The sequence below is a fragment of the Streptomyces sp. R818 genome (assembly GCF_056172735.1).
This window is the reverse complement of sequence record NZ_JAOCNE010000006.1, coordinates 98,195-112,304: the sequence shown is the minus strand read 5'-3', so window position 1 is coordinate 112,304 and position 14,110 is coordinate 98,195. Positions and strand designations below refer to the sequence as shown.

At 69.7% G+C, this 14,110-nt stretch carries 20 protein-coding genes; 1 reads left to right on the top strand and 19 read right to left on the bottom strand.

The features are described 5' to 3' along the window. Positions 1–523: 523 nt before the first annotated feature. The 17 genes from N5I75_RS16905 to N5I75_RS16825 all read right to left on the bottom strand — a co-directional run bounded on the left by N5I75_RS16905 (position 524) and on the right by N5I75_RS16825 (position 12,889). Positions 524–931, bottom strand: a complete 408-nt coding sequence (locus N5I75_RS16905; RefSeq protein WP_476678388.1) for a hypothetical protein — start codon at positions 929–931, stop codon at positions 524–526. 2 nt (positions 932–933) lie between these two features. Next, the gene (locus N5I75_RS16900; protein ID WP_476678386.1) at positions 934–1,368 is read right to left on the bottom strand and encodes a hypothetical protein; all 435 of its coding nucleotides are present in this window, start codon (positions 1,366–1,368) and stop codon (positions 934–936) included. After that, positions 1,369–2,142, bottom strand: coding sequence for a hypothetical protein (locus tag N5I75_RS16895; RefSeq protein WP_476678384.1), 774 nt, complete (start codon positions 2,140–2,142; stop codon positions 1,369–1,371). Beyond that, the gene (locus tag N5I75_RS16890) at positions 2,142–2,591 is read right to left on the bottom strand and encodes a hypothetical protein (RefSeq protein ID WP_476678382.1); all 450 of its coding nucleotides are present in this window, start codon (positions 2,589–2,591) and stop codon (positions 2,142–2,144) included. Before N5I75_RS16890 ends, N5I75_RS16895 begins: the two co-directional genes overlap by 1 nt. Further along, entirely contained in the window at positions 2,591–2,965 is a 375-nt protein-coding gene (locus N5I75_RS16885; protein WP_476678380.1) for a hypothetical protein, read from the bottom strand. Before N5I75_RS16885 ends, N5I75_RS16890 begins: the two co-directional genes overlap by 1 nt. Position 2,966: 1 nt before the next feature. After that, entirely contained in the window at positions 2,967–4,016 is a 1,050-nt protein-coding gene (locus N5I75_RS16880; protein ID WP_476678378.1) for a hypothetical protein, read from the bottom strand. A gap of 2 nt (positions 4,017–4,018) precedes the next feature. Next, positions 4,019–5,086, bottom strand: a complete 1,068-nt coding sequence (locus N5I75_RS16875) for a hypothetical protein (protein WP_476678376.1) — start codon at positions 5,084–5,086, stop codon at positions 4,019–4,021. A 36-nt stretch (positions 5,087–5,122) separates the two neighbouring features. Next, positions 5,123–5,488: a phage tail fiber protein gene (locus N5I75_RS16870; protein WP_476678375.1), complete on the bottom strand. Its 366-nt coding sequence runs from the start codon at positions 5,486–5,488 to the stop codon at positions 5,123–5,125. A 3-nt stretch (positions 5,489–5,491) separates the two neighbouring features. Beyond that, on the bottom strand, positions 5,492–5,860 hold the full coding sequence (locus N5I75_RS16865) for a hypothetical protein (protein ID WP_476678373.1): 369 nt from the start codon (positions 5,858–5,860) through the stop codon (positions 5,492–5,494). Between the two features lie 4 nt (positions 5,861–5,864). Beyond that, on the bottom strand, positions 5,865–6,305 hold the full coding sequence (locus tag N5I75_RS16860) for a hypothetical protein (RefSeq protein WP_476678371.1): 441 nt from the start codon (positions 6,303–6,305) through the stop codon (positions 5,865–5,867). A 93-nt stretch (positions 6,306–6,398) separates the two neighbouring features. Next, positions 6,399–7,760: a phage major capsid protein gene (locus N5I75_RS16855; RefSeq protein ID WP_476678370.1), complete on the bottom strand. Its 1,362-nt coding sequence runs from the start codon at positions 7,758–7,760 to the stop codon at positions 6,399–6,401. Between the two features lie 11 nt (positions 7,761–7,771). Next, positions 7,772–8,842, bottom strand: a complete 1,071-nt coding sequence (locus tag N5I75_RS16850; RefSeq protein ID WP_476678368.1) for a head maturation protease, ClpP-related — start codon at positions 8,840–8,842, stop codon at positions 7,772–7,774. After that, positions 8,839–10,419 carry a phage portal protein gene (locus N5I75_RS16845; protein WP_476678366.1) on the bottom strand — a complete coding sequence of 527 codons (1,581 nt, stop codon included), beginning with the start codon at positions 10,417–10,419 and terminating at the stop codon, positions 8,839–8,841. The genes N5I75_RS16850 and N5I75_RS16845 overlap by 4 nt, the downstream gene beginning before the upstream one ends. A 17-nt stretch (positions 10,420–10,436) precedes the next feature. Next, positions 10,437–10,610: a hypothetical protein gene (locus N5I75_RS16840; protein WP_476678364.1), complete on the bottom strand. Its 174-nt coding sequence runs from the start codon at positions 10,608–10,610 to the stop codon at positions 10,437–10,439. Continuing rightward, a complete protein-coding gene (locus N5I75_RS16835; RefSeq protein ID WP_476678363.1) occupies positions 10,607–11,947 on the bottom strand; it encodes a phage terminase large subunit in 1,341 nt (446 codons plus the stop codon). Before N5I75_RS16835 ends, N5I75_RS16840 begins: the two co-directional genes overlap by 4 nt. Next, positions 11,944–12,498, bottom strand: coding sequence for an RNA polymerase sigma factor (locus N5I75_RS16830; protein ID WP_476678361.1), 555 nt, complete (start codon positions 12,496–12,498; stop codon positions 11,944–11,946). The genes N5I75_RS16835 and N5I75_RS16830 overlap by 4 nt, the downstream gene beginning before the upstream one ends. A 46-nt stretch (positions 12,499–12,544) precedes the next feature. Beyond that, the gene (locus tag N5I75_RS16825) at positions 12,545–12,889 is read right to left on the bottom strand and encodes a DUF6011 domain-containing protein (protein ID WP_476678359.1); all 345 of its coding nucleotides are present in this window, start codon (positions 12,887–12,889) and stop codon (positions 12,545–12,547) included. Positions 12,890–13,009: 120 nt separating this feature from the next. Between N5I75_RS16825 and N5I75_RS16820 the strand changes: the two genes are divergently transcribed. Next, positions 13,010–13,198 (top strand): ribbon-helix-helix domain-containing protein, encoded by a 189-nt coding sequence (locus N5I75_RS16820; RefSeq protein ID WP_476678357.1) that lies wholly within the window; start codon positions 13,010–13,012, stop codon positions 13,196–13,198. A gap of 281 nt (positions 13,199–13,479) precedes the next feature. Here the strand turns inward: N5I75_RS16820 and N5I75_RS16815 are convergent, their stop codons facing one another. Both N5I75_RS16815 and N5I75_RS16810 read right to left on the bottom strand, forming a co-directional pair. Beyond that, positions 13,480–13,728 (bottom strand): hypothetical protein, encoded by a 249-nt coding sequence (locus N5I75_RS16815; protein ID WP_476678355.1) that lies wholly within the window; start codon positions 13,726–13,728, stop codon positions 13,480–13,482. A gap of 133 nt (positions 13,729–13,861) precedes the next feature. Then, entirely contained in the window at positions 13,862–14,071 is a 210-nt protein-coding gene (locus N5I75_RS16810; protein WP_394434525.1) for a hypothetical protein, read from the bottom strand. Positions 14,072–14,110 lie beyond the last annotated feature (39 nt).

The window sequence follows — 14,110 nt, the reverse complement described above, 5'->3', positions numbered from 1 at the left end:
TTGACGTGGTCAAGGGTGAGGAATGCCGGGTTGGTTTCCGGGCAGTTCGTGCAGGCGCAGCGGCCTCCGTACGCCGCCACCAGTTCGTCCCGGACCTGTCGGCGCTTCTGAGCGCCATGCCTGCGTGCTTCGTCGCGGAACTTCTCGGGGTCATCCCAATACCGCTCGCGGGAGTAGCACTGGTGGCACAGCCCTCGCGCCAGGGCCGGGCGGTCGGGGTGGCAGGTGGCGTTGCCGCTTCCTGCCTGTCGGCGAGCCTGCTGATAGCAGGCGTTACACATCCCCATGGCGCGGTGCTTGCGGTCAGGGTGGCAGTCAGGAACCCGAGCCGGTTTGACCGGCGGGACGCGGTAGTTCGTTGCGTACTCACTCGGGTCCTTCCTCCTGCGTTCGCTAGAGCGCGACTTGTCGTATTGCCGCTGGTAGCAGAGGCTGCACAGCCCCTTTGCGTGGTGCGGCCTGTCGGGGTGGCATTGGGCCATTCGCATGACCCAATCCTATTGGGCACTGCCCAGAGGTTTTACTAAGTCCAGGTAGGTACTACACCGTCGGCGAGTACGCCCGGCACAGCCCAGGTGAGTTCGCCCGAGTCCGAGCGGGACAGCGGGTAGTCCGTGAGCAGCACCTCGTTGTTGAGGGTCTGGCCGGAGACGGTGAGGCTCAGGGTGCGGGCGACGCTCGTCGAGGGGATCGTCTTGAAGACGTCGTGGGCCTGGTTCGCGGCGTCGTTGAAGACACCGTTCAGGGTGACGCTGAAGTCGGCAAGCAGCAGGATCCGCTCCATGGCCGACTTGTCGATACCAGTGACGTCCTGCACCGCACGCGGCGTCGCGAACTGCAAGTTGGTCACGTCGTTCTTGATCGCCCGGGGTGTGCCCGCCGCGTCATCGACGCTGCACGTGGTCCAGCCGAGCCCGTTCTCCTTGGCCATGATCAGCCCTCCTTCTGCTGGTCGACGAGGCGGAGTTGGTGCTCGCCGAAGTCCTCAACCCAGTCGATCGCCCGGGTATGTGTGCGGGTCCTGCCGGTCGGGTTCGCGCGCCAGTCGCCGTCGCGGACCGCGTAGATCTCCGGTCGGGTCTTGTGCTCGGTGAAGCACCGCTGACCGCTGTCGAAGCGGAAGACGGTCAGCCCGTCGGCGCGCTTCATCTCGTGGAACGTGCGGCCCGACGACTGCCGGATGTACGCGGCCTGCCTCTGGCCGAGCTGCGTTGTCTCGTCGATCGCCGACTCCCAGCCCTGCCGCCATGCCGCGCAACCGACCTGCTCGCAGGCGGCGCGAACGCTGGTGTCCTTGGGCTGCGTGATGCTGTACGTCTGGTACGCCTCGGGGGCGAGAAGCAGCCGGTCGACTCGGTTCATCTGCATCTAGAAGTTCACCGCCACGTCGTTGCGGGCCACCGACACTGCGAAGGTGGCCGAGGTGAAGGTCCCCGTCGTGACGACCCGGAGGTACCGCTCGACGGTCTGGTTCCGGGCGGTCTCGATGCGCTGTGCTCCCACGCCCGTGGCTGCGGTGAACGAGCCGCCTACGACGTCGGTCCAGGTGTCGGCGCCGCCGTTGTCCGAGCTCTCCTGGAGCTTCACCGTGACGCTGGTGCCGGTGATGGCGAAGACGTGGAGGTACGCCTGGAGCCCGAAGTTCGCAGCGCCGTTGAAGAGAGGCGGTGAGCCGGGCCCGAAGTCGACGCTCGCTCCGTTCGTGCCGGTGGTGTCGGTCCGCTTCCCGGCCGTCATGGACCGGCCCCACTCCAGGCCGTACGCGTTGGCCTGCGCCTCGACAGCGAATGTGAACTCTCCGCTGTCCCCGCGGTTGCCGTCGTAGCCGATCTGCTTGGCGACGATGTTCGCCGAGGCGCCGCCGAGCGCCGTGCCACGGAAGTACGCGGCGATGACATCACTGGTGGGCAGCGTCTTGAACCGGGCGTGCGAGCGATCCGGCAGCGTGCCCGGGTTGAAGAAGCTGGTCATCTGGAGGCGGCCGTCGCGCAGGCCGCCGATGCGCTCGGGCGCGCTCTTGTCGATGCCGGTGACCTCCAGCGCGGCGGGGCCGCCGCCGATGTTGCCGAGGGACTGGATGTCGCCGGATAGGTCATAGCCCGCGATGTACAACGCGTCGCCGAGACCGGACTGCTTTCCCATTACGGGGCCTCCTCCCACAGGTCGTTGCAGATCAAGGGCACGGAGATCGTGAAGACGCGGAAGACGGCGCTGTCCTGCTCCAGGTAGCCCGCCCGCGCGGACAGGGCGACGCCGTGCGCGCCGCGAATGTCGATCTGGCGGACCAGGCCGCCGAGGGTGAAGTGGCCGCAGTACGCCGCGTACAGGTCCGACATCGCGGCCATGAGGTTGCGGTCGATCGCGTCCTCGGGCTCGGACAGCGGCGAGTACAGACGGACCATGACCAGCACCCGGGCAGTGGTCGAATCCAGACCCGACGAGTTGACGGGGGTGACGGAGTCCACCCACGCGGCAGCCGTCAGCCCGCCCGTCGTCGGCGCCGACTTGGGCTCGTGCCCGTTGACCCGCTCGAACCAGCCGGACGCGGCAGCGTGGGACTCGACGCCGTCGAGGAGACCGAGGACGTCCATCACATCCTCCCCACGTACCGGCGGAGCAGCCGCTCGGCGACGCTGCGCTTCCGGGCACGGAGCCGTTCGACCGCGCGCCGCCAGTGCTCGTAGCCCTTGAACCGGGTGACCGGGAAGTTCCTGCTTCCCAGCCCGGCCAGCCACGGCCCGTAGACGACGCCCTGGTCGGTGACGATGTGCCCGCGCTCCACCGTGATCCGAGACTCGTAGTAGCCCGTCGGGTGCTTCAGGACCTTGTGCAGCTCCTCGCGGACGAGTTCGACACCGGTCTCCGCGAGGTCCCGCTCCAGCCGGTCCACGTACGCGTTCGCCGCAGCGCGGGCCCGGCCGTCGAAAATCGGGCCACGGCTGGAGACGTCGATGGTCACTGCCATGTCACACCGCCCTCGCTCGGGCCTTGCGGCCATGAGCGGTGTACGTGTCCTCACGGATCGCGGACAGCCCCCGGCCGGCCGCCTCGCGGGTGCCCTCGCCGGAGCCGACCGTGCGCGCGTACCCGGCAGCGCCCTGAAGCAGGTTGGTCATCGCCTGCGCGATGCACAGCTCGTTGACGAGGGCGGGCGGGTCCCAGCGCACGACGGTGCCGCCCGCGGTGTGCGCGGCCGCCGTCGTACCGAGGACACCCCGTCGCAGGCGCAGTGACCGCGGGGCGTAGACCGGCGTGGCCGCGTCGTGCGCGGCGACCGCCGAGCCGTCGGTTGCCCGCCGGACGATGAGGTTGTCGCCAGCGATCTCGTCGACCCGGCAGCGCTCGCCGTCCACGAGGATCAGCTCGCCCTCAGCGAAGGCGGACCCGTCCGACACCGGCAGCGTGGTTGTCTTCATCTGCGCGTCCACGGGCGCGGTGAGCGTCTGCCCGGTGCTCGCCATCGAGCGGGCGGTGACCGTGGCGCGCTCGTCGTCGAGGCGGAGCAGCGAGCCGATGCCGAGCTCCGCCGACGTGGCCGCGTCTACGGTGAGCGTCGTAGCCCCGCCGGTGATGCCCGTGTGCGCGCCGAGGATCGTCTCGTCGTTGCGGTAGCCGAACAGGCCGGTGACGGTGATGTCCCGCTGGGTGGTCGGGCCACCGCCGAACGCTGCCGACGAGGCGAGACTCAGCTCGATGTATGTGAACGGGGGCTCGTCGCGGCCGTCACTGCGCCGGAGCAGCACGTCGTCGAGGCTGATGTCCCGCCCACCGGTGGTGACGCCGGACAGGGAGATCAGCTCGTTGCTGTCGAGCCACAGCCGCCAAGACGGAGCGGACTGCCCAGACGGCCAGTCCCACGACCGGGACGCCTGCTCCGGGTAGAACGTGCGGTGGCACAGTCCCTCAATCGAAGTCGAGGCGGCACCGATCGCACGGTCGATCTTCGAATTGGCGCGGGCCGTCTCCTTCTGGTCCAGCGCGTCCTTCACCTGCTCGCGGGTCGCGTACCAGATCACGGTCACCACCGCCCCGAGGTGGCGCCGACCTGGCCGAGCCGCTGCGGGCCCGGCCCCCAGATCGACCCGTCGAACGGGCAGTACAGGCCGCGCGGCCCGGTGCGGAGCGGCTCCCCGCAGTCCAGGCACGCCACCGGGGTGCGCTCGCGGTCCTCGCGGTACAGCTGCGCGCCCTCCTGGAGGATGTCGAGGAGCCCGTACCAAGAGCCCTGCGCGGGGACGGGCTCAGCGTCGGGGGTGGTCGTCACGGTGTCGAGGCCGCCGAACGTCCCGCTCGCGCTGCCGGTGACTGCGCGCGTGCCGGTGGCGCTGCCGTGCAGGGCGCCGCCCGTAAGCGTGGCCGTACCGACGACCGTGCGCCGGCCGGTCGCCGAGCCGCTCAGTCCGCCGAGGGCGCCGACGGCCGCACCGAGCACACGCCGGACGCCGGACGCCGTCCCGGCCAGCCCACCGAGCGCACCGGCTCCCGCGCCCGTGACCTTGCGGACTCCGGACGCGGTGCCGGTCAGCCCGCCGAACGTGCCGCTCGCGCTGCCCGTCACGACCGGGGTGATGTCTGCGGCACTGAAGTTGTCGTAGCGGACGGCGCCAACGGACTCGGAGCGGATGCCGACGGTCAGCCCGGTCTCCACGGCGGTGTTGACCACGCTGACGCGGGCGGTCCCGTTGACGAAACCGGTGATGGTGGAGCCGACAGCCTGCACGCGGGCGACGTCGCCGGGCGCAGCCGCCGCCACGTACGAGCCGATGCTGGTGAAGCTACCGCCGTCGACCGAGAACAGCGTCCACTCCGTGCCGTCGTTGCGCCACAGGTAACCCGAGGTGAGGCCGCCGATCGAGTTGCCCCGGCACCACACGCCCTGTGAGGCGGAGGTGGCCATGGCGATGGTGGCCTGCGCGTAGTGGTTGCTGCTGGCCATAGCGACCGCTGCACGGTTGATGATCGTGCCGCCCCCTGCGCCCGGGGAGAGCTGCCCGGAGATGATCGACCAGTCGCCCGACACCTCGATCCAGTCGGGGCCGAGGTCGGTACCGTCGGGCCGGTCAAAGTTGTCGCTGAACGTCGTCATGGTCGATCACCTCCTCAGGGCGTAGCGGGTGGCTGGTCAGGATGCGGTCGGCACGGTGAGCACGAGGCTCCCGGCCGGGATGGTGAAGGCGTCACCGGTCGTGACCGCGTTCGCGGTGATGGCACCGGAGCCGCCGAAGGATCCCCCCGACGCCGCGGACCACTGGGACCAGTGGGTGTAGTCCTCGGTCCCCGCGACGCCAGTCCACGCGGCGTCTGTCGACGTGGCCTTCGAGGCGCCGGACGCCGCCGCGAAGGCGGGGTTCTTCCGGGTCGTCTCGACGGCGGCGTTGGCTGTGCCGTTCGGGCCCGGGGCGCCGACGTGCAGCTTGAACCAGGGGTACGCGCTGACCTGGTTGTCCAGGTGCGTGTTCGCTGCGGCGGTGGAGAATCCTTCGGCCATGACCTACTCCGTGGGGGACTTGCGCGAGCGGCGCGGGAGCCGCTGCTCCGCGCTCTGCGCGTCCGCGTCCGGCGCCGGCCGCTCAGCCGTCTCGGACTCAGCGGGGGCGTCCTCGGGCTGCGCCGCTTGGCCGCTCTCGGCCGGAGCGCTTGGGACGATCCGTCCCGGGGCCGCGTCCGGGCCAGGCACGAGCTCCGGCCCGTGCTCGCCCTCGATGACGATGTCCGTTGCCGCGTCGGACGGACCGTTGTCCACGGTGATCTTCGGCATGTTCTCGGCTCCTTCCTCGGTGTGCTCGGTGCTGCCGCATTGCGGGCAGTGGGGCGCGTCCACGGCGTACGCCGCGGTGCAGTCCTTGCAGATCCACAGCACGGGCTCACGCTCCCGTGGCGGGGAGGTTCTCCGGTGCGCGCTGCACCATGAGGTCGCGCTGGAGCGCGTTGACCGTGCCGTTGCCGGTCGACGTGAGCTTCACGAAGCACATGTCGTCGGCGAGCTGCGTGCCCTCGATCTCGATGACGACGGCCTGCTGCACGGCGGTCGCTGCGGCGACGACGGTCGCGGCCGCCGCCTGCGTGCGGCGGGTCCACGCGTCCGAGCCGTTGCCCGTGTTCGTGTAGTACTCGGTGATCGCGGCGAGGTTCACCGCGCCCGTGCCCGAGCTGTCCTTGGCCTGCTGGAGCGTGTAGGTGTCCCCGGCCGCGGCGCCGAGGTAGCCGACGAAGGTGACGCCGCCCGCCTGGTCACCGACGTTGATCCAGACGCCGTCGGCTGCGGGGGTGGTGTTGAACAGTCGGCCGAGAGCCTTCTGCGACATGGGGTGTCTCCTGTCTGGGGTGGCCGCCGGGGCGACACTGCCGGTCGGGTGAAGACCGGCGGCGGGGAGCGAATGCCGCCGCCGGCCGGTCCGCTACGCCGCGAGTTCGACGAACGGGCTGAGCTTCTTCGTGCTGCCGTTGGCGGGGGTGATGGCGGACTGGAGCCACGGGCGGCCGTCCACGCGCTGGATGATCCGGAACGTGGTCTGGTCGGAGCCGAAGCGGTAGTCCGTCGAGGAGTCGGCGGTCATGGTCTGCCGGTCGCCGATGAGGTAGTAGGAGAGGTCGACGAACGCGATGTCGCCGCGGGCGCCGAGGGCCGCAGCCTTCTCGCTGATGATCAGCGGACGGCCGAAGATCGTCATGGGGAACGGGCCCGAGGCGTTGACGACGAACACGCTGTTGCCGCCGTCGCCGACCGTGAGGCTCATCTGGAGCAGCTGCGGCAGTGCGTCCGGGGCGACGATCCACACCGCGTTGGACAGGGACGACGGCAGCATCTGCGCGTACATCGCGATGATGTCGACGTACTTGATCTGGTTGGAAGCGTTCCGGGCGACGGTCACCGCGGCCTTGTTCTTCGCACCGAAGAAGCCGAGCGGCATGCCCGCGCCGGTGCCGGTCATGAACGCCTGGTCCTCGGAGAACGCGAGGGCCTGCGGCCACAGCGTCTCGATCAGCGACGCGAACGAAACGATGCTGTCCTGCATCAGCTCGTTGGGGACGGCGCTGAGACCCGTGAGCTTCTTCGCGTCGAGGGTCACCCTGCCGAACTTCGGCGACGCGTCCTGGAGCATCGCGGACTCTTCGGACCAGTAGGCGATCATGCCGCCGAACACGGAGCCCTTGTTCGTCGTCGAGTCGATGATCGGCATCGGGACCCGGGCCGAGTCCATCGGCACGACCGTCGCGAGCGGGCGGACGACCGACTGCTCCAGCGCGATCTGGAGCAGCTGCGCGCGGAGCGTCTCCGGGACGAGAAACCCACCGTCCGCCGGGGACACGCTGCTCGCGGCGTTCCGGACGACGGACAGCTTCTCCGCCACCTCGGCCTGCGGTGCGCCGTGCCAGATGGTGCGCACGTACTCGGTGCTGTTCTCGAATACGGCGTCGAGAGCGGCACCCGGAGCGGTCGGGTTGTGCGCGGTGCCCTTGCGGTGCGAGGTGAGCATGCCGCGCTTCTTGGCCTGCGGGTCCAGGTCGAGGCGCTGGATAGCGTCCTTGCCGACGTTGTCCATGCCGTTCTCGCGCATCATCTTCGCGAAGACCCGCTGGGTCTCCTCGGCGACAAGGCGGTTGAGGTCGGTGCCCTCGCCCTGGAGCGCCTCGCCGTACGCGGTGATGAACTCGGTCAGGGAGTCGCGGGACGCCATGACCTCCTTCAGCTTCGCGCCGTCGGCCAGCATCTCCGCCAGTTCCTCGGCGTTGCGCGGGATGGTCATCGTGGGTGCCACTGGTGCCTCCTTCAGTCCGTCGCCGCGCTGGACGACGCCTCGGGCTCGATCAGGGTGGAGACGAGCGCCGACCAGTCGTCTGCGTCGTCGGTCAGGTGGGCGGTCATTGCGGCCCACGCGTCGGGTTCGGCCTCGGCTGCGGGCTCCGGCTCGTCCTGCGCCTCAGGCTCGGCAGGCTGCTCCGTTTCCGCAGCGGGTTCCTCGGCCGGCGCCTGGTCCTTGGCGACTGCGCGGCGGACCATGGCGACGATCTCCTCGCCGAGGGTGTCGCCAAGCGCGGCCGTCAGCGTCACGGGTTGCGGCTCGTCCTCGCGGGCGGGCGGCGGGCCAGGCTTCGGCCGCTCCGGCGCGGCGGGTCCGGCGTACCCGTACGCGGCGAGGTCCCAGCCGCGCGCCATGTCTGGCTCGTCCTCATCCTCGTCCGGCTCGACGGGCTCACCAGTCTTGGGCGTGGACAGGGCCTCATCCGCGAGGCCGGCCGCGACCGCGTCCTCGGGGAGGTACCACGTCTCCTGCCGCATGGCGTCGCGCCACTGCGCGCGGGTGCCGCCAGCGCGGGCGGCGTAGGCGTCGGCGATGTTGTCGCTGAGCAGGTCGAGGAGTTCACCCATCTCCTCCATCTCGGCCGAGTTGCCGATGCACGCCCCCCACGCGTCGTGGATCATCAGCATGCTGTTGGGGGCCATCTCGACCCGGTCCCCGGCCATGGCGATGACGGAGGCGATCGAGGCGGCGATGCTGTCGACCTGGACCACGACCATCGCCGGGTGCGAGCGCAGCGCGTTGGCGATGGCGATGCCCTCGTACACGGAGCCGCCGGGGCTGTTGATGCGGACGCGCAGGGTCGGGGAGGAGACCCCGCGCAGGTCCGCGACGAACTGGTCGGCGGTGGCGCCGAACCAGCCGCCGATCTCGTCGTACAAGAGCAGCTCGGCCTCGTCCGGGTCACTGCTATTGGTGATGCGGTACCAGGACTGCGCGGCGATGCCGTGCTGCGCACGAAGCTTCTCGGCCTGCTCCCGCTGCCGCGCGACGAACTTGGCCGCCGCCGCGGGCAGCACGAGCCCAGGGATTCCCGTCATTCGCCCTCACCCTTCCGACCGCGCTTCACCACGCGGCACCGGCAGTCGTTGCCGTGCTCAGCGCCCACGCACTTCACGTAGCCGCGCCCGCCCGGGTAGTCCGCGTACGCCTCGGCCCGGTTGCGGTAGGTCTTGCCGTTGTTGTCGCGGCACGGCTTGCAGGTGTTGTCGTCGTCCTCGCACTTGGCCACCCACCGCTGCGCCGCCTCGATCTCGTCGGTGGCCCACGTGGGCGGCGTCCAGCGGTTCGAGGGCTGCGCGCCCTGCTCCGTGCCGAACCCCTGCGGCAGATCGAATCCGAGGAGCGGCAAGATGACGGGGGCGGTCGAGGGCGCGCCGCGGACGATGTCCACGAGGAGCTGCTCCTCCGGCGTCCGCGCACCCATGTCCGGCAGGTCCGTCACCTTGAGAACATCGACGGCCGCGTACCCGGCGCCCTGAAGGGTGGCCGTGGCAAGGGCCCGCTTTTGCAGGATGTTCGCCTCAGCCTCGGCGTCCTCAGGGACGGGGCTGACGAAGTCGAACTCCAGGCCGCGGGCGGTCGCCCCGTACATGGGGAGCAGCCGCGTGTTGAGCATCTCCCGCACGCGCTCTAGGCGCGGCTGGATCAGCCAGCGCGCGAACACGTAGGCCGCCGCTTCCGCGTTGGCCCTGTTCACGTCGTCGGTCGCGCCGAGCATCGGCTTCGGGAACCCAAACGCCTCGCGGATGATCTCGCGGTTGACGGAGCGCAATTCAGCGAACTGCATCTCCCGCATCGAGTACTTGCGGTCGACCCACTTCAGCCCGTTCTCTAGGACGCCGACCCGGTGGGCGTTGGACACCCCACGGTGCTGCTCGCCCCACCGGGTGGTGAACTCGCGGAACTCGTCGTCGGTGAGGCGCCGGTCGACCTCGACGACGCCGCCCGGCTCGGCGCTGTTCCGGAAGAAGTTGGCGTTCCACTCCGCGCTCGCGCGGGTGGCGTCGATGTCCATGAGGATCGTCTGCACCACGCCCAAGCCCCGGTACGGGTCGAGCGGGTTCGGGCGGCGCAGGCTGATGACGTCGTCCACACCGAGCGGTACACGCTCCCCGGACGGGCCGCGGTACACGTAGCCGAGGAGGAACTCGGTCGGGTCGGGGACCGGCTCCATGCGGTCGGGGCGGACCGGCCACAGCTCCAGCGGCAGCGACGAACGCTCGTGGTGGGCGATCACCCACCACTGCTCGCCGGTCAGCTCCTCGTGCTGCTGCCCGGCTTCGCGGAACGCGGGCCCCGTCATGTGGGCGTTGGGCTTGTTCCACAGGTCGAGCGCGGCGTGTGAGGTGACCTCGACGCGGTCCTCGTCACGGCCACTCTTGGCGCTCCGGTAGAGCTTCCACTCGACGCCGGCGTATGTGGTGCAGATGCGGTCGACGATCGCGTACAGGGTGCTGCTGCCACCCATGGCGCGCATCTGCGCTTCCTGGCCTGCGGGGCGGAGGAGGCCGGAGCCGAGTCCAGCGCGGCTGGTGGTGGAGGTGAAGGGAACGGGCGTCTTGTTGGCGATGGTGGCGGCGGACCGGGCGAGGGAGCCGAGGAGCGTTCTGCCCACCGGTCACCTCCCTCGCGTCAGTCGCCGCCGTCAACCCACCACTGCATGACGAACATCGAGATCCCAGCGGAGATCAGCCCGACCCCGACGCCAAAGATATTCCATGTTCCCGCTGTGATGAGTGTAAATCCTCCTGTCAACATGGCTCCTGACCGCAAATCTTTCAGCTTCGAGGGGTTCAGCTTCCTCATCCCACCCACCTCATCCGGGGCCGCCCACCGAGATCCCGCTCGGCGACCATGTACCGGAGCGCATCGGCCCCGTGGTCGTTCTCCTTCAGCGGCGCCTCCGGCGACGTACCGCCCGGCTTCACCGCCCACACGTAGCCGCTGATCTCCTCCTCCGTGCTGGCCGGCTTTTTTGCCTCGTCCATCACCGGGTCCCGCTCGACGAGCGCGCCGCGCATGATGTGCAGGCGCGGGCGGCCGTCGCCCGCCACCTTCAGGCGGGACTTCACCGCCTGGATGCCAGTGCTCACGGCCTTCTCCGCAGGTTGCGTGCCCATCTGGAGGTACTTCTCCAGGGTGGCCCGGTCCTCGGCGTCGTGGTCGCAGATGACCGCGCGGGGCTGCGGCTCGCGCCACTGCCCGGACGGGTACACCATCAGCTCGCGGGCCTGCTTCGCCATCTCCTCGACGAGGCGCCGGGAGTGGTACAGCTCGCGGTACAGGTAGAGGCGGCCGTCGCCGTCCTCGGCCCACCACTGCATCACCATCGGGTTCGTGAACCCGAAGTCCACGCTGATCCACCGCGACCACTGCGGCGGGATCTTGAACTGGTCGACGAGGTGCACGCTGTCGTCGAACTCCTCGTAGATCAGCCCCTCGGCCGCCGCCCATACGCCGTCCCGCAGCCGGAGGCGCCGGACGCCGGTGAGGTTGTCCAACTTGTTGAAGTAGTCGACGCCCTGCTCGGTGAGACTGCCGTCCGCGTTCACGTACGCCGGGTTGTCCGAGTGCCGGGAGACAAGCATCCGCGCGCGGCCCTGGTCGCAGCGCCGCTTGATCCAGTGGGTGGGCTGTGCCGGGTTGCACGCGGCGATCTGCTGCTGCCACGAGAGCGCGCCGTTGCGGAGGCGGGTGGCGATCGACTCCCAGTCGGTCTCGGTGAGTTCGGTCGCCTCGTCCGCGAACACGAGGTCGTACTCCGCGCTCATGATCTTCTCCGGCTTGTCCATGCCGCCGACCACGATCACGGACCCGTTCGAGTACCGGTAGCACGGGGCCTCGCGCGGCGACCCGCCGAACCAGCGGACGACGCCGCGCGCGAGCGTGTCGGCGGCGACCTTCTTCTCGTACGTGACCAGCGTCGTCGAGCCCAGGGACACGGCGGTCTTGCGGACGATCAGGCAGCGGATGCCCGGGTTGTTGAGCGCGGCGAGGTGGACGCGGAAGAGGGCGGCGAGGCTCTTGCCGGTGCCGGCCGGGCCCGCGATGACTACCTCGGACTCTCGGTTCTTGAAGAGCTGCCGTGCTGCGCCGCGGGGTTCGTAGCGGACGACCGCGTCACGGTCGAGCGCGGTCGTCACGTGAGGTCCGCCGGGTCGACGCCGACGACCTCGTACCGCACCGCGCCGGACACGTTGACCTTCTGCTCGGCGTCCAACCCGTGCAACTTGCGGTACGACTCGCGGATCCGGAGCGCGGTCTGGATCGCTTGCAGCTTGGGCCCGTTGTCCGTGAGCGGCTTCTCCGCGCCGCTCCCCGGATCGAGCATCGTCACGACCTTGCCGTGCGAGACGACGACGTGGTTCGCCTCGATGACCTCCAGGGCCATCACGTACAGGTCGTCGAGCTCACCGCTCTCCGCCTGGATCAGCTTGGTGACGGCCGGGCGGGCGACGTCCGCCTTCGCGCGCTGCACGGCGCGCCATGCGTCGCCCTTGTTCATGCCGAGCTGCTCGCCGATCTGCGGGTAGGTCATGCCCTCGGCGCGGAGTTCGGCGGCGCGGGCGTCGCGGCGCACGGTGTCCATGCTGCGCTCGAAGCTGCCGCGGCTGTTGCGCTGACGCTGGTGCGGGTTGGTGTCCGGCGCCGGGCCCTCGTCGGGGTCGGCCGGGGCCGGGTCGTCGGTGTTCATAGTTCGTGATGATACGGACGCTGTCCATCGCGCAGCATGATGAGCGTCAGGCGGCGAGGAGGAGACGGGCGGCGAGCTGGTGGTAGCAGCGGGAGCCCTTCAGCCCGGCCGGGCAGGTGCAGGCGGTGGGGGCGCTGCGGTAGGTCTCGGTGCCGTCGGTGGAGACGGCGAGGAAAACGACGCTGCGGAGGGGGATGATCGCGGCGTCGGCGATCAGCTCGCGGGCGCTGGCGATCTGGTGGGGCTTGTAGTCGCTGGTGTCGAGGGTCTTCGCGGCGGCGCGGATCTTGGCGGCGCAGCGGGGGCCGTAGCCGGCGGCGATGGACTTGGGGGCGCGGAGGGTGCGGCCGCAGCCGAGGCAGTTGGTGTGCTGGTGAGTGGTGCTGTTCATCTGGTCCCCCTGGCCCCGTGCGGTTTCTGTATTACGAGAATGCACCCGGAGCTGGAGGCTTGTCAATAGGGTTACGCAGGTGGATGCTGGTTTCTGTAATACGACTCCTGAGGAGGACTCATGGCGCGGCCCGCCACCGGCCAGACACCGCCCATCTCGTTCCGCCCACCACCGCAGCTACTCAAGGACTTCGACGCCACAGTGGAAGCGGGGCGCTCACGCTCTGACGTGCTCATCGAGTTGATGCACGAACGCGTCAACAGGAAGCGGCGAGAACAGCCGGCCGACAGTGAGCAGCCCACCGCATGACGACGGCCCCGCCCGGAACACTCCCGGGCGGGGCCTTCGAGTTGGAGCAGGGGGAACGTTCTCCGCAATCCGCCTTACCGTGCTGGTATGGCGAAGATCTATCGGAAGTCCGAACTCGACAGCGTCGTACCTGAGCGCTGCCCTGAGCACGATGTTCCCTTCAAGGGTCGGCCCCGTCTCGTGAAGCCCGACCCTCACGCGTACGACGATGAACCGTCGTACTACATCCCCTGGCGCTGTCCCGTGGCGGGCTGCACGAGGCAGCCCGGGTAAGGGCGGCGCTACTCGCCGAGCACCTCGCGCCGCGCCCTGTCGGCCTTCCGGTTCAGGGCGCTCGTCATCCGGAACAGGGTCACGGTGAGCGCGAGGAACACGACGACGACCAGCACCTGAGTGACCACGGAGACGACGGCTATGTTCCGTGTGGCGCGCGCGATGAGGAACATGATCACGTTGCCTGCGGCCCACGCGAGCCAGAGGTTGCGCTTCTCCGTCCGTACGGCCGTGTGGACTTCGTTGTAGTTCGGCATGCCCCGCCCCTCGCGTTGATGTTGGAGAGCATGATGCGGCGCGCGGTGCCGGGCGTGTGGGGGCGTGTCCGTGTTGTGACATGCGGAGGCCCCGCCGCACCGGGGGGTGTGCGACGGGGCCGGGTACCGAATGCTACTGGCGGCGCCCAAGGGCGCGGGGCGTCCCGTGCTGCTCGCGCATGACGGTGTTCGACTTCTCGGCGTACTCGGCGCGCTGCTCGGGGGTCCAGTCGCTCACGTTCTTCGGCAGCTTGTCCACCGTGGCGGACAGGGCCTGCTCCGAAGGGGTGCGGGGGCGGGTCTCCGTCTCGGACGTGGTCTGGCCGCGGTTCCAAAATGCCATGATGGCGCTCCTGTCTCGTGTTCGGGATGGGTGGACCGG